Consider the following 19,075-nt stretch of genomic DNA (forward strand, 5'->3'; position numbering starts at 1 on the left):
CTCAGGACACTTCCGGCAGCGTCTCGGCCGGCCCGGTGACCTGGCCGGAGGCGTTGCGCGCGATCGGGCTCTGCGCGCCGTCGACCTGCACGCGGATCAGGTACGTCCCGGCTGCCATCGGCCCGAGCGGTACCGTCACCTGCTCCGGCGGCCGCGCGCCGGGCAGCGGGAACGGCGCGTCGAACTGGTACGCCCGCGGCGCCCGCCCGTCCGGCGGCTCGAGCTCGTCCAGCAGGAGCTGCACGCGTTGCTCCGCACCGACCGGAAGGTCGAGCGTGATGCGCAGCTCGCCGGCACCGGCCGCGGTGCCCGTCACCCGGGCCACGCGGACGAACGGCACCACGTTGGACTGCAGCACCTTGGCGAGGGTGATCCCGGTGTCCACCGCCACGCTCTGCAGCACGCGCAGCGGATGGACGCCGGCCGGCAGGTCGTCGGGCGGCCGGACCAGCATTCGCGTGTCGGTCACCCGTGCCGCGGGCACCTCGACGTCGGCCGTGCCGAGCCGGGCGAACACGGCGTCGGCGGCCAGGGAACTGCCCTCGATGACGAGGTCGTTCTCGCGCGGTGCCGGCCCCTCGACCGGGGTCGCCTCCGGGGTGGCGCGGGGCCGGGACAGGACCCGGTCGATCACCGGGCGGCCGCCGGGCAGGGCGGTGACCGTACGGCGCTCCACGGGTTTCCCGGGTGGCGCGCCGGTGCGTCCCTCGATGAACACCAGCGACGCCTGGTAGCAGGCCGACAGCGCGTACGGCGTCTGCGACAGCATCGTCCAGAGCTTGTACTGGTCGTCGATGTCCAGGGTGGACGGCGTGAAGCGGACCCGGTCGGGTGCGGCGGCCAGGTCGCTGCCGCGCAGGAACGCCTGGGCGGCCGCGTCCTCGATGTCGGCGCGGGCCAGCACCGGCTGGACGTACAGGGCGCGGATCACGGCGCCGAGCAGCTTCTGCGGCATCAGGTCGGTCTCGTCGCCGTAGCAGCTGATCAGGTAGTGCAGGTCGAGCGCGGCCCGGGGCCGGGTGATCAGGGTGCCGTCGGCCGTACGGGTGGGCGCGTCCCGGTTGCGCTGGGCCGGGTTCGGCGTGACCTGGTAGCAGAACACGCTGATGGTCGGGTCGGTCGGTGGCTCGGTGAACGGCTTGCGGGCGGTCACGTCGACGGCGGGAGTGATCTCCGGCAGCAGGTTGTTGGCCAGGAACCGGCGCAGCGCCTCGGTGACGGTCGCGATGGCGAGGGCGTTGCTCATCGCACTCCCCCCTCGCCGAGGTACTTGTCGAGCGTCAGGTCGGGCGTACGGCGCTGGGCCCGCTCCGGCCTGCTGTCCGGTGCGGGCGGTGCGGAGACCTCGATGCGGCCGATGTGGACGCGTACGGTGCGCCCGGCCGGCTCGGCGCGGCGCGTGCGGCCGTCGGGTGCCACCGCGAACGCCGGCGAACCGGGTGTCGCCGGCGGTGTCACCGGGGCGACCCGGGGTTCGGACGGCGCGACCAGCTGCGGGGCGGGGGCGACGAGCGCCGCGGCCGGGACCGGGATCGATGGCGTCTCGATGCGCGGCGCGGCGGGCGGCGGAAGCATCGGCGCGTGGACGACGGCTCGTGGCGTCAGCACGGGCGCCGCCGGCTCGCCCGTGGCGGTCGTCGTGGCCACCGCCGGAGCCGGGCCGGATTCCGGTAGGGGCGCGGCGAAGCGGGTGTTCGGCACCGGCGGCGCCGGCTGGGACGGCCGGCCCGGTGGCGGCGGCGCGACGGGAGCCGATGGCGGCGCGACGACGGCCGGCGGCGTGGCGGCCGGCCGCTCGACGGAGATCTCCTCCAGGCCGGTGGCCCGGGAGCGCTCGAACAGCGTCGGCACCCGCGGCCGGGCCCGGGTCACCGTGCCGGGCTCGTCCAGCGGACGCCGGCGGGCGAGCAAGCGGTCGAAGAAGTCAGTCATGTCCGGCCAGCTCCAGGTAGTAGCGGCGGCGCAGGGGGCTCAGGGCGAAGACCTCCGCCTCGGTCCAGCCGTACGTGCGGGCGAGCAGGTGCACGTCGAGCAGCAGGCCCCGGGCCCAGGTGTCCAGCTCGGCCCAGAGCACCGCCCCGATGTCCAGCGCGGCCGCGGTCCGGTGGCCACACATCGCGCAGGCGACCGCGAGCGTGATGTCGGCCCGCGGGTCGGCGGCGGCGCAGGCCTCGGCGACCAACCGGCGCACCTCGGCCGGGAGCTGGTCGGCGCGGGCCGGCCGCTGCCGCCGGGTCGCCTCGACGACGCACGCGGCCAGCAGCACCTGCCGGGCCCGGTCGGGCGGTGCGGCGGCCGCGGCGAGCAGGTCGCCGGCGGTCGGCGGGCGGACCAGCACGCTCCAGTCGCCCGAGGTGACCCGCCGCTCGCCGGCCGGTCCGGCCGGGGCGGGCACCGCGGCCAAGTCGAAGGCGAACTCGAGCTCCTCGTCGCACCCGGCGCAGGTGGCCCGCAGCGGGACCGCGTCGCCGAACAGCCGGCGGCGCAGCGCGAGCAGGTCGGCGTCACGCTCGCCGACCGGCGTCGCGAGGAGCCGGTCGGCCGGCTCGCCGGGCCGGGCCAGCGAGTGCAGCACCACGGCCCGCCGGCTCTCGTCGGCGCTCAGGCCGAGCTCCCAGCCGGCCAGCAGCTCCGGAACGCTGGACACCATCGCCGGCCCTCCCGTCACGGCAGCGCGAGGATCTGCTCCTCGGGCTCCGGGGTCTCGGTGTCGCGCTCCCAGCCCTCGTTCTCCAGCTTCAGCGTCTGGATGGCGACGGCGTTGGCGTTCGCGTCGAGCTCGCCGACGATCTGGTACTCGCTCACCCAGGCGCGGTAGACCTTGAACGCGACCGCCGGTTGCCCGGACTCGTTGAGCACCTGGATCACCAGGTCGCGCCGGAAGTCCCGGAGGGAGGACTCGCCGCCGAGGCCCTGACCGATGAGCCACACCTTGTTCGCCCAGTCGTCGAACTCCGTGTCGTGGGTCAGCCCGCGTTCCAGCGTGATCGCCTCGAACTCGGTGCGCCCGGCCGACTTGCGGATGCCGTTCGCGTCGCCGCCGAAGCGGTGCTTGACGACCTCGGTGGTCCGCTTCAGCGGGCTGATCTTGCTGATCCCGGCCACCACCCGGCCGTTGAAAAGGACCCGGAACTTGAAGTTCTTGTACGGGTCGAAGCGATTCGAATTCACCGTGAACTCGGCCATGCGGATTTCCCCTACACCTCGATCTGACCGGCCATCTGCTCGAGCTTGACGATGACGAACTCGGCCGGCTTGAGCGGCGCGAATCCGACCAGGATGTTGACGACGCCGCGGTTGATGTCGTCCTGGGTCGTCGTGTCCTTGTCGCATTTCACGAAGTACGCGTCGCGGGCCGAGGTGCCCTGGAACGCGCCCTGGTTGAAAAGCGTCCGCAGGAATGCCCCGACGTTGAGCCGGATCTGCGCCCACAGGTTCTCGTCGTTGGGCTCGAAGACCACCCACTTGGTGCCGCGGTAGAGGCTCTCCTCGATCATCAGCGCGAGCCGGCGCACCGGCAGGTACTTCCACTGCGACCCCTCGGCGTCGGCGCCGTCCAGGGTGCGGGCGCCCCAGATCACCGGGCCGATGATCGGGAAGGCCCGCAGGCAATTCACCGCGAGCGGGTTGAGCAGGCCGTTCTCCGGGTCGGTGAGCGGCGTGGACAGCGCCCGTACGCCGGAGAGCACCGCGTCGGTCCCGGCCGGCGCCTTCCACACCCCGCGCGCGCTGTCGGTGGCGGCCAGCACGCCGGCGACGGCCCCGGACGGCGGGAACTCGCGCAGCTGACCGGCGAGCGGGTCGAACATCCGGATGCGCGGGAAGTACAGGGCCGCGTAGCTGCTGCGTACCGAGTCGATGTCGGCGAGGCCGGCGCGGGCGGCGTCGAGTGACGTCCAGCCTTTCGGCGGGTCCACGATCAGGACCATCCGCTTGTCCCTGCACAGGCCGACGGCCTGGCTCAGCACGCCGATCATGTCGTCGACGGCCAGGTCGGCGACCTCGGGCAGGCACAGCAGGTTGACGTCGTCCACGTCGAGCAGCGCGTAGATGCCGCTCTTGGCGTCCTGACTGCCGATGAAGTCGGCCGCGGTGGGCGCGGCGCCGTCGCTGCCCCCGGTGAGCGGCGCGGCCGGCGCGTTCACCGCGCCGCCCTCGAGCTTGAGGTCGCCGGCGTCCGGCCCGGTGAAGCGGATGACCGCGCCCGGCTCGCCAGCCAGCACCTGCAGCCGTTGCCCGACCGCGTTGACCCGGGCGCCGGACAGCGCCCGCGAGCCCGGGGCGACCCGGCGTAGCTTGCGCTCGAGGAGCAGGGCCAGCTCGCCGACCCGCGCCGGACGGGAGCCGTCGTGGGCCGGGTCGTACAGATCGATCTCCCAGTCCTTGCCGCCGCCCTGCACGGAGACCTTGAACTTCTTGCCCGTCACATCGGGCAGCGGATCGGCGAACGGGTCCGAGACCGTCCCCGACGCCGCCGGTACGCCGGCCGCGTCGTCCGCGACGTCGAGCCGGACCAGCGCGGAGGACGGGTTGACCACCTTCTCCGCGAACCGGGGGCTGTCCTTGTCCAGGGAGAGGCCGGTGAACGTCTCGCCGGGGCCGCCGCCGGGCGCGGAGATCCGCAGCCCGAACGTGTCGTCCGGGGACGCCGCGTCGGGGTCGACGGACACCTGGATGCCCCGGCCGAACTCGCCGGGCTCCCGGGCCGACACGGTCAGCAGGGGCCCGCCACCGCCGGAGAGCGGCGCACCGGCCGGTGACCCGCCGCTGACCAGGCGCACCACGATGGCGGTACTGCCGCCGTTGAGGAAGAACTGCTGGACGCTGTAACTCAGCACGCTGCCGGCCGACAGACCGCCGAAACGGCGCTCGTAGTCGGCGAAGCTGGTCAGCGTCACGGGTTCGCCGAGCGGGCCCCGCGGGGTGAACCCGGCGAACGCCGTCACCGACGTCGAGACGGCGGTGATGGTCCGCACGGCACTGGGCGATTCTTCGATGTAGACGCCGGGATAGGTCGGAGTGACGGGCATGCCGCCTCCATTCTTTTCGCCGAAACGAAGGCCCGCAGCCGAAAAGGCGAGCGCCTCGTGAACGGGTGCGGCACAGCAACCAATTGCGGCAGGATCACGTCCGCACAGAAGGGGTGGCGAACACCTGCGGCCGAAAAGTCTGACGGCGGGGAACAGATCCCTCCGTCGAGCTTCCAAGGCTCCCGAAATGATCGCGCAGTGTCAACGCCGCATCACGGTCGGAAATCGGACTGTACTCAATAGAGGGTCACTCGACACCGCGGAGGCATCGATTCTCACCGCTCCGCGCTCCGGCAGCAGATTCCCCATCCGGGTCAGAAAAGCGGCGATCGTGACGACCCCGCGGCCGAGGGTAGGCAGGTGGGCGCTCTCATCGGGCCCGTGCGCCCGGTCCCCCGGAAGGGCGAACCCGAGCAGTGCTGTCCCGATGCCGAGCTTGTCCCGCAGGAGGGAGACGGCCGGGATGGTGCCGCCGGAGCGCAGCAGCAGTGGCGGTACGCCGAAGCCGCATCGGTAGGCGGCGACGCCGGCGGTCACGGCCTCCGATCGCCGGTCGAGCTGTACCGGTGAGGCGGCATGGACCAGGCGGAGCTCGCAACGGACGGTCGGTGGCGTGCGGCGAGCCAGGTGGCGGGCCACGGCGGCGGCCGTCCACGCCGGATCCTGGCCCGCACCGAGCCGCATCCCGATCCTCGCCGTGGCGTACGCCGGGATGATGCTCTTGGATCCGGGGCCCTGGTGCCCCGCGGTCAGGCCGTTCACGGTGAGCGCGGGCCACACGGTTGTGCGTTCGTAGAGGGTCGTGCCGGGGACCCCCCAGCCGCGCCGCACACCGGCGTCGCGCAGGAGGGTGCGGTCGTCGGGGCCGGAACGGCGCATCCGGGCCCGTTCCGCCGGGTCCGGCCGCCGTACGCCGCGATAGAAGCCCGGAACCCGGACCCGGCCGTCGTCGTCGTGCAGGGATGCGATCAGGTCGCACAGCACCTGTGCCGGGTTGTGCACCGCGCCGCCGTACGCGCCGGCATGCAGATCGTGGGCCGGGCCCCGTATCCGAAGCTCCAACGCGACCGAGCCGCGCAGCGAGTACGTGAGCGCCGGCCGTCCGGGACCCCGCATCCGGGTATCGGAGGCGACCGCGACGTCGGCGGCGAACTCGGCCCGGTACCGCTCCAGCACGCCGGGCAGGCTCGGACTGCCGATCTCCTCCTCCCCCTCGTAGAGGCACACCACGTTGACCGGCAGCCGGCCGTGCCGGCGCAACAGGTCCTCGATCGCGGCGACGTGGGTCAGGAGCTGTCCCTTGTCGTCGCTCGTGCCCCGGCCGTACAGCCGATCGCCGCGCAGGGTGGGCACGAACGGCGGCGACCGCCAGACCGTGCCGGGACCCGCGGGTTGTACGTCGTAGTGCCCGTAGAGCAGCACCGTGGGACGGCCGCGGGCGTGGCGCCACGAGCCCACCACGACGGGATGGCACGGGGTCGCGAGCAACCGCACGTACTCGAGGCCGGCGCGGCGCAACCGGGCCGCCAGCCAGCGGGCTGCCGCGCGGATGTCGGCGGCATGGCCGGGCTCCCCGCTCACACTCGGGACGGCCGCGAAGGCCCGCAGATCCCGGACGAAGCCGGCCGCCGGGAGCGCCGGGCTCACGGGCCGATGCGGACGACGGCGAGCCACCCACGCCCGCTGCCGCTCAGCGGCAGCAGCCGGCCGCCGCTGAGCCGGTGCCGCTCCCACCCGACCGTGCCGGCGCCCTTGTTGCCGCCCACCACGTCGATCTCGTCAGTCCCCACGCGCACGACAACGTCGCAGTGCAGCGGATGCGCCGCGGGCGGTACGGACATCGCGGCCAGTGCGGCGTACGACAGCGGCCGGCCGCTGCGCCAGTTGCACACCAGGTCCCCGGCCCGGGGTGTCACCTGGGTGACCGGGAAGGCCTGGATCGGGCGGTCCGGGCGGTGGACGGCGTTGCGGATCGCGTCGTGGACGTAGACCAGGTGCGCCCGCGAGTAGCGGAACGCGCTGCCGGCACCGGCCGCGCGGAGCACGTACGAGATGAACGCGGCACTCCACGCGGTCTGCCACACCGCCACGCCGGTGAGGGCGGTCCCGGGCGTCGCCCGCCAGTATCCGGCCAGCCGGGACTGCGCGGCCGGCTCCCACTCCATCCGGGTGCCGTGGCCCCACCACGCGCGCTCGTCGAAGGCGATCCGGCGGGCGTCGGCCCGCACGGTCGCCCACAGCAGGGGCCGGACGACACCGCGCCGGATCCTCACCCATTCGTCGCGGAGCCGCGCGAACCCCGGCTCGCCACCCATCAACCGGCGGCCCCGGCGTTCCGGGTGCCGGCCGGAGAAGACGAGATCGGTGAGCCGGTTCTCGTCACGCACCCCGGACGCCACCGACCGGGCGACGCGGGCCGCCTCGTCCGTGGCGGGCACGGCGCGCAGCAGCGGATCCATGGTTGCCGACGAGGATGTTCCGGACGCCGGGCCGAACCAGGTCTGCAGGAGCGACGAGAGCATGACCTGCTCCCCCTACTCCGCAGCCGTACGCCGGGTGTGCGCCTGGGACCGGCGGGGATCCCACGGCAGCGCGGCGGGCCGGCGCTGCCGGGCGCCGGTCAGTCCCAGTGCCTCCGCACTGGTCACCCACTCCTCGGCGTACTCGGCCACCCGCAGCAGCAACGCCTCGAACTGGGCGCGGTTGCTCTGCAGCACGTACGGCTCGGCGACCCACCGCAGCAACTCCCGGCCGGACACGGCGAGCCGCTGCCGGAGCGAGGTGGACAGCGGTTCCCGGAAGTACCGGGTCAGCACCTCCTCGACCACGTCCCAGGCGTTGTCCGCGCCGAACTGTTCGCGGATGTCCGCGGCGCCGAGCAGCGTCATCGCCTCCTCGAGCAGGGCCATGACCTCCACGCGCAGCACGTTGATGTGGCCGTACGAGGCGAACTTGAGGTTGTTGCGCAGGTCCAGGCCGGACCGGCGGACAACCGCGATACTGCCGAAGCTCGGGTCGTACGCGCGCTCGCGGATGACGTCGGAGACCCGCTTGTCGCGCCAGAACGCCGCCACCTCGGCGGCGAACGCCGTGAAGTGGGGATGGAAGTCGCGGTTCGGCCGCCCGCCCGCCGGTGCGGGCACCGTGCCGTAGCCGAAGGCCCGCTGGTACGCGGCGGCACGGTCCTGGCGGGTGTACCGCAGGACCCGTCGCCGGTCGAAGCGGTAGAGGGCGTACGCGCCCGGGCCGTCCGACAGGCGCAGCGTGCCGGCCCGGAACAGTTCCTCCAGCTTGCGGACGACCCGGAAGACACCGAGCCGTTCGTGCTGGTAGATGTAGTACAGGTCGGCGATGGCCAGGATCCGCTCCGAGGCCACCGACTCGTCGTACTCCTCGACCTTGCCGGGCAGGCGCGTGTCGGCCAGGTCGGCCGCCGCCGCATCGCCCAGCCCGACGAGGGCGGCCAGCCCGTTGTCCTTGGGCGGGCCGCCGTTGCCGCCGGCGCCGAGCAGGTCGACGAGCCGTCGATCGATGTCGTCCGCCAGACCCGGCTCACCGCTCAGCCGGCTGCCGAGCAGATCGACCAGCCGTTGGCGCAATTCCGCGGCCTGGTCCTGGAGCCGCTGGCTGTCCCGCACGGTGGCCATGTCACTCATCCTCCCCGTCCGACCGGGTCTGTGGGAGCGTGCCGTTCACGTCCAGCTCGGCCTTCCGGCCGTCCGGGTGGGTGACGACGATCTTGTCGATGCCGGTGCCGTGGAAGTCCCCGACCACGAGCTCGAGCATCGCGTCACCCAGCACCACGATCTGCGCCGGGCTGAGGACCTGGTCCTTGACCACGACGGCGACGTGGACGCTGGGGTCGAAGCCCGAGCCGTACAGCGTGGCGTACAGGCAGGTGTTCGGTCCGGCCGCGTCACCATCGGCCACGTAGGCGGACTTGCCCAGGCGCGCGCTTGTCAGCGTCAGCGGCCGGCGATCCTCCCTGAGCCGTAGCTCGGCCACGGCGCCCGTGGAATTGTGGACCTTGACCACGGCGATGTCCTCGGTAGGACCGCTGGCGACGATGAGCTGCCCTTCGTCGATCACGATCGGCCTGCTCGCCGCGTACACCGTGCCGTACACGCTGGTCAGATCGACCGACGTGTCGGCGTCGAAGCCGGCGCCGTACACGCGCAGCCACGAGCCGCTCGGGGATGCCTGTACACCGGCGGCCATCGGGTCATCGACGAAACGGCCAGCGTCGACCGCGTCAACGGCCAGCGGTCGACCGGCCGGCGGTCGACCGGCCGGCGGTCGACCGGCCGCGGGTCCCCCGATCGCGACCGTGCTGCGGGCGGCGCCCCGCGACCGCGACCGGCCGGAGCGGCGCGACGAGGATGTCGACCGGCCGCCACTCGCTGACATCGTGGAGGCGGAGGGCGGGGGTGGGGGCGAGGCGGCGGCGACGGCTGCCTGCCTCGGCTGTTGCAGCCTCCGCGCGAGCATCGTCACCGTGTCGATTCGGCGCAGCAGCGACTGGAGAGCGTCGCGCACCGGTTGACTGTCGAGCCCGGTCAGCCGAGGGGCGCCGGGACCCGGAGCGACCGCCTGCATCACGGTGCGGATCGTGCCGGTCAGCTCGCCGGTCTCGCTGACGAAGGAGTCGATGCCGTCGCGCCCGCCGTGGCGCAGACGGTCGAAGCCGCGCTGGGCGACGTCCTCCGTCCAGGCGAGAACGGCGCCGAGGCTGGGCACGCTCCGACGGTTCCCGGTCGTGGCGTAGATGCCGGACGTGGGGATCGGCGGCGGGAGGAAGCGTTCGTTCTCCTCCACCTCGGCGCGGTCGAGGGCTTGCCGCACCTCCTCGACGGACTGCCCGACGACCGCGAGCGCGCGCTCGATCTGCACCAGCTGGGTCCCGAGGAACGGCTGACCCGTCAGCGGGTCCAGGTACCGCCGGTCGGCCACCCAGCCCAGGCACAGCGACGACACCGTACCCACGATGGCGACGAAGCTGGTGTACGTACGCTCGTCGTCGAGGCTCGACACCTCGGTCCGGTGCATGCCGAACACGTCCGCGAGCCGTTTCAGGAGACCGTCGAGGGAATCGAGTGCCACCGGCACGGCCTGGTCCCGGACGGCGTCCTCCCCCGCGAGCTCGGCCAGCAGCCGGTCGACGCGGACCACCGTCGGCCCGCCCGGCCGGCTCATCTCCTCGACGGCGGCGTCCACCACGGTGTGCACGAGCGACCGTACGTCCCGGACGGCGTCCGGGTCCGGGGTCAGCGCCAGCGGTACGAGCGCGTCCAGGTTCTCGAAGATCTCGGTACGCGCGAGCTGCGCCCGCTTCACGATGCTCGCCTGCGCACCGGTGAGCACGGCGCCCTGCTTGAGCATCAGGGCCCCGGCGGTGGTGGGACGCCGGTAGCGCACCACCTTCCGGCCGCCGTCCTCCTCGACGACGAACGCGCGGTCCAGGAGCGTCCGGAACTCCTCGGGGTTCTCGGGGCGTGCGCCCAGCAGCGACTCGATCGCCGTGTCCACCACGTCGGCACCGCTCCGGGACGCGGCGGAAACCTTGCCGGAGCCGTCCTGATTACGGGCGAGGAACGACGCCGCGTCGACGATCGTCTGTTTCACATTCGTCACGGTAAGCACCTCCACGTGCTGTTGCCGTCGGCCGACTGGCGGCGGTCCGATCCACCGGATGAGGCGGATGCGGCGGAGACAAGGGATGCGGTCGGCTCCTCGGAACCGGCTGGTGCGGGCGGCGGCTCCGCCGGCCCGGCTGCCTGGCACCAGGCGGCCAGCAGAGCGGTCTGCACGGCGGCGAACGGCGGCCCGCACGCCTCGACGCCGAGCCGCATCGTGGCCAGCCAGCCCTGCCACTCGCGGCCACGGGCGCGGGACAGTCGCCCCAGTTCGTCGTAGGTCTCGTACGGCAGCAGACCGGTCCAGGCACCCTCCGCCAGCCGGTGCACGCGTTCCTGGCACGCGGCCAACCGGCGCAGCGTGCCGACCGGGTCGTGGTGCACCCGGAGGGCGTCGCGCCCGGCGCGTGCCTCGGCGCAGGCCTCCGCCACCCACCCGGCCCGGTCCTCGACCGCGGCGGCGACCCGGTCGAGGATCAGGTCGTCGGCGTCCGCCGGCCGGTCCTCCACGGCGGTCAGCCGCAGCGCGTCCACGGCCCCGGCGAGGCTCCCCAGCCGGGCGGTCAGCTCATCGAGTGCGCTCTGCAGTCCCACGGCTCACCTCCTGGCCAGTTCGCGATAGAAGGCGTCGGTGATCCGGTCCGGCGGGGCGAGCCGACGGTCCAGCGCCGAGCGCGCCGCCCCGATCAGGTACCGCTCGGGCACCACGCCCGGGTCGGTGCCGGCCGCCAGCCGTTCGGCGGCCTCACACACCATGGCCTGGTCCTTGCGGGCGAAGCGCAGCACCGAGGCCAGTGCCCGGTCACCCAGGCTCGGGTACGGGGTGAAGCACATCGTCTCGACCACGACCGGCATCAGGGCGGCGTACGTGTCGAGCACCGGCACAGGGATGTCGGTGGGCAGACCCGGCGGGTACAGCCGCTGCCAGAGCTCGCCGTAGCGGTCCGCCTCCGCGGCGAACCCCATGCGGCGCAGCAACTCCAGGCTCAGGCCCGGGCGGAGGTACGGGGTGGGATGCGGACCCGCCGCCTGGTACTCCAGGACGGTGGGTACACCGCGACCCACCACGTCGATCAGCGAGGCGACCACGGCGGGACCGCCCAGCAGCAGGGCGCTGAGGTCGGCGAACGTCTCCCGGTGCCAGCGCAGCCATACCCGCGTCACCGCCGGCGGTGCGCCGGCCGCCTCGAGCCGGCGGCGCAGCGCGTGCGGAACCGTCTGTGCCAGGCCGAGGTCGTTCTGCAGGTTGTGACTGACCTCGTGCAGGATGGCACCGAGCGTCCACGGGTTGACCAGCCGGTGGTACGGCAACTGGATCAGCGGGAACGGGTTGAGCCGGCGGCCGAGGCGCCGCAAGGGGATGTCCCGCCGGAAGGTGGCCGGCGAGAACCCGGTCCGCATGTACGAGAACGGCGCCGGTGCCGGGATCGACCGTGCCGTGCCGAGGTTGACGAACGCGGTCTGGTAGCAGTCGAGCGCGATGCGATCACAGCTCAGCAGCCGATCCGCCATGCGCGACTGCCGCTGGCCGAACAGCTCGAAGTAGAAGTCCCACACCCGCTCGACCGCCCGCACCCAGGTGTGCGCGCGCTCCTTGTGCCGCAGCACCCGGTGCAGACCCGCCGTGCCGGGCTGCCGCGTCACCGCGTCGATCTCGGCGATGGTCGCGTCGGTCTCCCGCGTCAGGGTGTCCCGGAGCTGGGCCATCAGCCTGTTCACCGCCTGCAGATGCCCGGAGGTGGGTGCCGCGGCGTCCCGCCCGAACTCCCCGTCCACGAACGGCCGCAGAGCCGCCAGGTGGCGTTCCACGTTGATGCCCTGCGTGTGCAACCAGCGGTTCACAGCGGCCGGTGACCGCGGAGCCGGCGGCGCCATGGGCGCCCGCATGACGGTGGTCATGGCTTCAGAAGCGCAGGGACGGCTGACGCCCGCCCGTGTGACGCCCGGCCCGCATCGGGGCGGCCTGTCGCCGGGTTGCCGGCGTGCGTCGCTGCGGCGGCATCCGCCGCGGCTGCAGCGTCGCCCTGGCCGAGCCGACCGGCCGGCGGTACCCGCCCGCGCCCGGCATGACGGCCCGAGCTGCGGGCATCGAGCGCCGGGCGGCCACAACGGTGCCGCGGGCGTGGTTGCCGAGGGCGCGCTGCGTGACGCGCGGCTGGCCCAGCACCCGGTACGTCTGCCGCGCCATGACACGTGCCGCCTGCCTCGGCGTCACCTGCCGGCCGGTAGCCGCCTGCCGGACGAGCTTGCGGGCGGTGCCCCGCACGACGGTGGGTACGACGCGAATGGCCGGACGGGTGGACGATCGGCGCCACAGCACGCGTACCAGGACGGCGGAGCCGCGGACGAGGCTGGCCAGGACGCGTTCCAGTTCAGCCCGTTCGCGGGCCGACAGCGTCGAGAGGGTCGCCGCGCCGATCATGGCCTCCGCCTCGGCCTCCGTGGCGGCGCGGGCGGCCACCGCCGCCATCATCTCGGCGAGAGCCTGCTGCGGAGTGAGCGCGGCCATCTCCTCGGCCTCGTCTTCGAACTCACCCTCCAGTTCGAACTCGTCCTCCAGCTCGTCCTCGAACTCGAACTCCCCCTCACGCAACAGCTGGGTGGCGCCGCGGGCGAGGATCCCACCGAGCGGGCCGCCGACGGCCGTACCGACCAGGGGTGCGGCGATCCGGGCGGCCTGGCGGAGGACCGGCGCGGCGCGGCGCAGCCAGCCCCGGGCTCGGCGGAGGAACTCCTCGGCTTCGTCCTCGGACTCGTACTCATCCTCGAACTCCGCCGAGCCACCGCGGGGTGCGCCGGCGACCTCCTCGCCCTCGTCCTCGAACTCCAGCTCTTCCTCGAACTCGCCCTCGAACTCCATCTCGTCCTCGGACTCGCCCTGACCCGGACCGAGGAGGCCACCGCCGCGTGCGACGGTGCCGAGGAACTCCTCGCCCTCGTCCTCGAATTCCAGCTCTTCCTCGAACTCGCCCTCGGTGAGCGCGCGCTGGCCAGTAGCCATGGCAGGACCTCCTGTCGCACCGACTAGTTCAGCCGCCATCGCACCGCCGCGCGGTCAGTGCCCGGTAGTCGCGCCTTCACGGGACCCACGAACGTGCGTCGCATCCTCCGGTGTCACCGGATCGGACGACACCGCGCCGCGGGGAGCGGGCGAGGGTGGCCCTCCCACGGCGGTGAGCAGGCCGGCGACCATCGCCGCCCGCGAGTTGACGTTGAGCTTGGCGAAGATCCGCCGCAGATGGGTGGAGACCGTCCAGGTACTGATGCCCAGCACATCGGCGATCGCCTGATTGGTGCGGCCCTTGGCCACCATGCGGGCGATCTCCTGCTCGCGCGGACTGAGCGCCGCCCGGGGCGCCCCGGGCGGCGGGGCGACCCGGACGCAGCGGCACCGGACGCCGTCGACCTCCAGATCGAGCAGGTCCCCGGGCTCCGGGGACATCGGCGGACCGTCCGGCCGTTCCGCGGTCAGCGCCGCGACGAGTTGGCGCGCCAATGCCCGCACGGCCGGGTTGTCCGCCGCATTGCGATAGTTGTTCATCGCCTGCCTCCCGACAGCCGATGGATTACGGCTTGCCCTCGGCGGAACCGATCAATTTCCGTTCCGCATTGCGGCCGTCCTGCTCCTCCTTCGGGTACGGGCTCAGAGAATCCTTGCTGCGCTTCGCCGCCTCGAAGTCGTTGACCAATTGCCGGAGGAATCCGTCGTCGTACCCACCGGCGCGGGCCCATTCGAGCGCATCGGCCAGCCGGCCCTTGATCGAGCCGTACTGCGAGGAGAGCTCCCGGGCCTTGCCGGCGGTCTCGCCGTAGTTCTTGACCTTGGGCACGATGCCGATGGCCGCGGCGGCCATGGCCACGAAGGACACCGCAGCCTGCCCCCACCAGTCCTCCGTGCTGGACAGTGCCGCCCAGACGGCGAGACCGGTCAGGGCGCTGAGCAGTGCGGCGGAGATCGCGAAGGCGTCGGCACGCCGCTGCATGCGATCGGCGAACTGGGGCAGCCGCTGCGCCCAGTAGGTGCTGCTCTGCAGGCACATCTCGATGCGTCCGGCCGTGATCGGAGCCACCGCCTCGCCGACCGGCGACGCGGGTGTGCCCGTCGCCGCTGCCCTGCGCCCGGAGGCCCTCACCGCGCCGGAGGACGTGACAAGGTCACGGGAATCGTCGGGCAATATCCCGTTGACCTTCGTGTCGGAACCCATTGTCTGATCACGCATGTCGGCCGCCGTCCGTCATCCTCTCCGCATTCTCAGAAATGGATCACGGACGCCTGTAGAGCCGAACGGCCCGCATACGTGAATGACACGGAGTGCGCATTCTGGCGGTGCTCGTCAGACGGTGATGACCTGGCAGCCCCGGGCCCGGATGGCATCGAGCGCGGCGCTGCCGGCCCGGGCGTCGGTCACCAGATAGTCCACATCAGACATGGCGCACACCCGGGCCAGCGCCACCCGGCCGATCTTCGTGGCGTCGGCGAGCACCACGCTGATCCGGGCCTGGTCGCGCAGGACGGCGTTGACGCGGCAGCCCACCGGGTCGTAGTTGGTGCAGCCCGCCGTGGCGTCCACGCCGTCGACTCCGATGAACGCCACGTCGATGTTGTAGCCGGCCATGAAGCTCTCCGCGCTCGGGCCGACCGCCTCCTGGCTGCTGCTGCGCACCTCGCCGCCGGCGGAGAAGACCCGCAGGCGCGGGTTGGCGACCAGGTAGGTCGCCACGTTGAGGGCGTTGGTGACGATGGTCAGGCCGTCGCGGTCCATCAGCAGGCGGGCGAACTCCGAGACGGTGGTGCCGCCGGTGGTGCCGATGACCCGGGCGCCGTCGAGGAAGCTCAGGGCCTGCTGGGCGATGCGCCGTTTCTCCCCGGTGTCCTGCTCCGTCTTGTACGACAGCGGCAGGTCGTTGAAGGACGCGTGGGTGGTCGCGCCGCCGCGGGTACGGGTGACCAGCCGCTGCTGCTCCAACAGCTCCAGGTCGCGCCGGACGGTGGCGGCGGAGACCGAGAACAGCTCGGCGAGGTCCTCGACGTCGAGTCCGCCCTTCTCGACGATGGCGGACACCATCTCGCGCAGGCGCTGCTTGCGTTGCATGGCGCAGACGCTAGCACCCGTACGCGCAATCTGAGTGCTTGTTGTGCGCATGGATTCGGGGGTCAACTGCGCACTACGCAGCTATTGCGCAGAATTCATTGACCGTATGCGCACCCGGTGCCATAGTCGTGCGCACTGCGGCCCGGAACTGCGCGGAAGCGCACCGGATGCAGGCCCGCGTCGCCATAAGAAGGGCTGACCGTGATGACCTCCTTCCTCCGCTCCCGAACGCTGTTGCTGACCGGCGCCGCCGTGCTCGTGGGCGCGCTGACCACCGGCTGCGGCGGCGGCAAGAGCAGTTCCGGCTCCGACCAGACCACCGGCGTGACCATCACGGTCACGCTCGCCACCGAACCCCCGCCGAAGGCGTCGCTGGACGCCTTCACCCAGAGCACCGGCATCACGGTCAAGTGGACCAACACCGACTGGGACAGCCTGCAGACCAAGATCGCCGCGGCCGCCACGGCGAAGACCTACTTCGCGGACGCGACGAACGTGGACTGGTCGCGGGTCGGCCAGCTCGGCAAGCTCAACTGGTTCCACCCGATGGACGAGTACCTCGACACCAAGGCGCTGGCCGGCGAGATGCCGCAACTGCCCGCGTTCACGTCGAACGGCCATGTCATCGGCATTCCGTACGACGCCTCGTTCCTGGTGACCACGGTCAACAAGAAACTGTTCACCAAGGCCGGCATCACCACCATGCCGACGACGATCGAGCAGTACACGGCCGACCTGAAGCAGATCAAGGCCAAGGGCGTGGCGCAGTACCCGCTCAACATCCCGTTCGCCGCCGCGGAGGGCCTGTCGACGTACTGGTACCAGACGACCGCGGCGTTCGGCGGGACGATCCTCGACGGCGCCGGCAAGCCGCAGTTCGCCACGCCCGGCTCGCCCGGGTACCGCGCCGCGGAGTGGATGGTCGACGCGCTCAAGCAGGGCCTGGTGCCGCCCGGCAACATCAACGTGGCCGACAGCCAGGGACAGCAGACGCTGATGGCCAAGGGCGTTGTGGCGAGCACCTTCGCCGACTACTCCGGCAACGTCGGCAGCCTGTACAGCGTCCCGGCTTCCTCCACTGTGGTCGGCGACGTCACGTACCTGGCGACGCCCGGCGTCAGCGGTCCGGGGCCGAACATGAGCAACCCGGACGGCATCGGCATCCCGCGCCAGGCCAAGTACCCGGCCGCCGCCGCGAAGTTCATCGACTGGTTCACCTCGGCGAAGAACCAGGCCGAGTTCGCCGGTGCCGCCGGGCCGGACAAGGTGATGCCCGGGTACTTCCTGCCGTCGCGCCTGGCCGGCATGACCGAGCTGACCCAGAAGGGCAAGCTCATCGGCGGGCAGCAGCTCGGCGACCTGCTCAAGAACAGCGCGAAGCCGGTGTTCCCGGAGGGCGCCCCCTCCTGGTACCCGGAGTTCTCCAAGGCGGTCTACACCAACCTGCACGCCGCGGCGACCGGGTCGGTGAGCACCGCCGACGCCGTCAAGGCGATCGCCGCCACCGCCGACAAGCTGTCGAGCTGATGGTCGGCACCCGCAGCGGCCGGCGGCACGACGTGTCCCCGGCCGGGACCGGAGCGCCGGGCACCCCCCGGCGCCCCGGGCGGCGGTTCGACCTGCTGCCGTACGCGCTGGTGACGCCGCTGGCCCTGTTCATCGTGGCGCTCGCCCTGTTCCCGGCCGGGGTCACGATCGTGCAGTCGTTCTTCCGCGTCGACGAGCTGAATCCGCCCACGACGTTCAACGGGCTGGAGAACTTCCGGCACCTGTTCGCCGACGGCTCCGTACGCTCCAGCCTCGTCAACACCGGCCTGTACGTGCTGATCGGGGTCGCCCTGTCGACGGTGCTCGGCATCGTCATGGCGGTCACGCTGCAACGGCCGTTCCGTGGCCGCTCGGCGCTGATCGCCGTGCTGATCCTGCCGTGGGCGCTGCCCGGCGTGGTCGAGGGCATCGTGTGGACGGGCATCTGGGACAGCAACACCGGCCTGCTCAACAGCGTGCTCACCTCGGCGCACCTGATCCCGGAATACCAGGTTTTCCTGGGCCAGCACCGGTTCCTCACCATCTTCGCCATCGAGCTGGTGCAGGTCTGGCAGATGACCCCGCTGTCGACCCTGCTGATCCTGGCCTCGCTGCAGAACATCCCCGGCGAGCTCTACGAGGCGGCGGTGCTCGACGGCTGCTCACCCTGGGCGGCGCTGCGCCGGATCACGCTGCCGCTCGCCCGGCCCGGCATCGCGATCGCGATGGTGCAGGCGGTCATCGCCACGATCAACGTCTTCGATCAGCCGTACGTCCTCAACGGCTCCGCCGACACCGGCGCCTCACTGACCATGCAGACGTACTTCATCAGCTTCCAGAACCTCGACTTCGGCGAGGGGTACGCGCTCTCGCTGCTCATCACCGTCGCCACGCTGATCCTCTCGCTCGGGGTCGTGAAGCTGGTCTACCGGCAGGTGGAGTTCTGATGCCCCGACGCCTTCCCTGGGCCCGTACCCTCGGGATCCTGTTCATCGTGCTGTGGTCGCTGGTGCCGCTCTACTGGAGCCTCAACACGAGCTTGCAGACCGACGCGCAGATCAGCGAACGGCCCGCGAACTACGTGCCGCCCGGCCCGACCCTGCGCAACTATCACGCGTTGCTGACCGGCCCCGGCGAGATCCCGGAGACCATCCGCCGGTCGTCGCTCAACATCGTCGTCGAGTGCACCGCCGCCACGCTCATCACGGTCGTGCTGGCCACGCTGGCGGCGTACGCGTTCGCCCGGATGAGGTTCCGAGGCCGGCAGCTGCTGTTCTACGCGGTCCTCGCCACGATGGCGTTCCCCGCCTACACGACGCTCATCCCGCTCTACCGCATCATGAGCGTGTTCGGCCTCGTCAACACGTACACGGGGATCGTGCTCGTGTATGTCTCGGGTTTCCTGCCGCTGGCGACGTGGATCCTGCACAGCTACATGACCAGCCTGCCGCTCGCCATCGAGGAAGCCGGTCAGGTCGACGGCGCCGGCCGCATGCAGATCCTCTGGCGCATCGTGCTGCCGCTGGCCTGGCCGGGCATCGTCTCCACGGCCATCATCACGTTCCTGTTCGCCTGGGCGCAGTTCCTGTTCCCGCTCGTGCTCTCCAGCGACCTGTCCACCCAGCCGCTCACCGTCGCCATCGCCGCGCTGCAGGGCCGCCACGTCGTCCCCTTCGGACTGCTGAACGCGGCCGGCGTGCTGGCCCTGGCGGTCCCCGCGGTGATCGCCGTGTCCCTCAACCGCTTCATCGTCAACGGCCTGCTCAGCGGCAGCGTCAAATGAAAGGACCGC

At 72.1% G+C, this 19,075-nt stretch carries 18 protein-coding genes; 3 read left to right on the plus strand and 15 right to left on the minus strand.

What is annotated here, in order from left to right:
* Position 1: 1 nt before the first annotated feature.
* The 15 genes from IT780_RS17300 to IT780_RS17370 form a co-directional block, all read right to left on the minus strand.
* Positions 2 to 1,246 carry a Pvc16 family protein gene (locus IT780_RS17300; protein WP_199512589.1) on the minus strand — a complete coding sequence of 415 codons (1,245 nt, stop codon included), beginning with the start codon at positions 1,244 to 1,246 and terminating at the stop codon, positions 2 to 4.
* Entirely contained in the window at positions 1,243 to 1,932 is a 690-nt protein-coding gene (locus tag IT780_RS17305) for a hypothetical protein (protein WP_199512590.1), read from the minus strand. The genes IT780_RS17300 and IT780_RS17305 overlap by 4 nt, the downstream gene beginning before the upstream one ends.
* Positions 1,925 to 2,650, minus strand: a complete 726-nt coding sequence (locus IT780_RS17310) for a T4 family baseplate hub assembly chaperone (protein WP_199512591.1) — start codon at positions 2,648 to 2,650, stop codon at positions 1,925 to 1,927. Before IT780_RS17310 ends, IT780_RS17305 begins: the two co-directional genes overlap by 8 nt.
* Positions 2,651 to 2,664: 14 nt before the next feature.
* Positions 2,665 to 3,186, minus strand: a complete 522-nt coding sequence (locus IT780_RS17315) for a phage tail protein (RefSeq protein WP_199512592.1) — start codon at positions 3,184 to 3,186, stop codon at positions 2,665 to 2,667.
* A gap of 11 nt (positions 3,187 to 3,197) precedes the next feature.
* On the minus strand, positions 3,198 to 5,030 hold the full coding sequence (locus IT780_RS17320) for a phage tail sheath C-terminal domain-containing protein (RefSeq protein ID WP_199512593.1): 1,833 nt from the start codon (positions 5,028 to 5,030) through the stop codon (positions 3,198 to 3,200).
* Positions 5,031 to 5,231: 201 nt separating this feature from the next.
* Positions 5,232 to 6,677, minus strand: a complete 1,446-nt coding sequence (locus tag IT780_RS17325) for a M20/M25/M40 family metallo-hydrolase (protein WP_199512594.1) — start codon at positions 6,675 to 6,677, stop codon at positions 5,232 to 5,234.
* Positions 6,674 to 7,552 (minus strand): DUF2272 domain-containing protein, encoded by an 879-nt coding sequence (locus IT780_RS17330; RefSeq protein WP_199512595.1) that lies wholly within the window; start codon positions 7,550 to 7,552, stop codon positions 6,674 to 6,676. Before IT780_RS17330 ends, IT780_RS17325 begins: the two co-directional genes overlap by 4 nt.
* Before the next feature lie 12 nt (positions 7,553 to 7,564).
* Entirely contained in the window at positions 7,565 to 8,677 is a 1,113-nt protein-coding gene (locus tag IT780_RS17335; protein WP_199512596.1) for a hypothetical protein, read from the minus strand.
* A gap of 1 nt (position 8,678) precedes the next feature.
* Positions 8,679 to 10,661, minus strand: a complete 1,983-nt coding sequence (locus IT780_RS17340) for a hypothetical protein (protein ID WP_233412981.1) — start codon at positions 10,659 to 10,661, stop codon at positions 8,679 to 8,681.
* Positions 10,658 to 11,257, minus strand: a complete 600-nt coding sequence (locus tag IT780_RS17345) for a hypothetical protein (protein WP_199512598.1) — start codon at positions 11,255 to 11,257, stop codon at positions 10,658 to 10,660. The genes IT780_RS17340 and IT780_RS17345 overlap by 4 nt, the downstream gene beginning before the upstream one ends.
* A gap of 3 nt (positions 11,258 to 11,260) precedes the next feature.
* Positions 11,261 to 12,562 (minus strand): hypothetical protein, encoded by a 1,302-nt coding sequence (locus IT780_RS17350; RefSeq protein ID WP_199512599.1) that lies wholly within the window; start codon positions 12,560 to 12,562, stop codon positions 11,261 to 11,263.
* 4 nt (positions 12,563 to 12,566) lie between these two features.
* Positions 12,567 to 13,664, minus strand: coding sequence for a hypothetical protein (locus IT780_RS17355; protein ID WP_199512600.1), 1,098 nt, complete (start codon positions 13,662 to 13,664; stop codon positions 12,567 to 12,569).
* A 54-nt stretch (positions 13,665 to 13,718) separates the two neighbouring features.
* Positions 13,719 to 14,204 (minus strand): helix-turn-helix transcriptional regulator, encoded by a 486-nt coding sequence (locus tag IT780_RS17360; RefSeq protein WP_199512601.1) that lies wholly within the window; start codon positions 14,202 to 14,204, stop codon positions 13,719 to 13,721.
* 25 nt (positions 14,205 to 14,229) lie between these two features.
* The gene (locus IT780_RS17365) at positions 14,230 to 14,883 is read right to left on the minus strand and encodes a hypothetical protein (RefSeq protein ID WP_199512602.1); all 654 of its coding nucleotides are present in this window, start codon (positions 14,881 to 14,883) and stop codon (positions 14,230 to 14,232) included.
* A 114-nt stretch (positions 14,884 to 14,997) separates the two neighbouring features.
* Positions 14,998 to 15,756, minus strand: coding sequence for a DeoR/GlpR family DNA-binding transcription regulator (locus IT780_RS17370; protein WP_199512603.1), 759 nt, complete (start codon positions 15,754 to 15,756; stop codon positions 14,998 to 15,000).
* Positions 15,757 to 15,960: 204 nt separating this feature from the next.
* Here IT780_RS17370 and IT780_RS17375 point away from each other — a divergent pair, with 204 nt between their 5' ends.
* Genes IT780_RS17375 through IT780_RS17385 form a run of 3 tightly spaced genes read left to right on the plus strand, consistent with a single transcriptional unit; the run spans position 15,961 to position 19,066 of the window.
* Positions 15,961 to 17,283 (plus strand): ABC transporter substrate-binding protein, encoded by a 1,323-nt coding sequence (locus IT780_RS17375; protein WP_199512604.1) that lies wholly within the window; start codon positions 15,961 to 15,963, stop codon positions 17,281 to 17,283.
* On the plus strand, positions 17,283 to 18,230 hold the full coding sequence (locus tag IT780_RS17380) for a carbohydrate ABC transporter permease (protein ID WP_199512605.1): 948 nt from the start codon (positions 17,283 to 17,285) through the stop codon (positions 18,228 to 18,230). The genes IT780_RS17375 and IT780_RS17380 overlap by 1 nt, the downstream gene beginning before the upstream one ends.
* The gene (locus IT780_RS17385) at positions 18,230 to 19,066 is read left to right on the plus strand and encodes a carbohydrate ABC transporter permease (protein ID WP_199512606.1); all 837 of its coding nucleotides are present in this window, start codon (positions 18,230 to 18,232) and stop codon (positions 19,064 to 19,066) included. Before IT780_RS17380 ends, IT780_RS17385 begins: the two co-directional genes overlap by 1 nt.
* Positions 19,067 to 19,075 lie beyond the last annotated feature (9 nt).

The organism is Nucisporomicrobium flavum (genome assembly GCF_016464385.1).
Lineage (GTDB): Bacteria > Actinomycetota > Actinomycetes > Mycobacteriales > Micromonosporaceae > Actinoplanes > Actinoplanes flavus_A.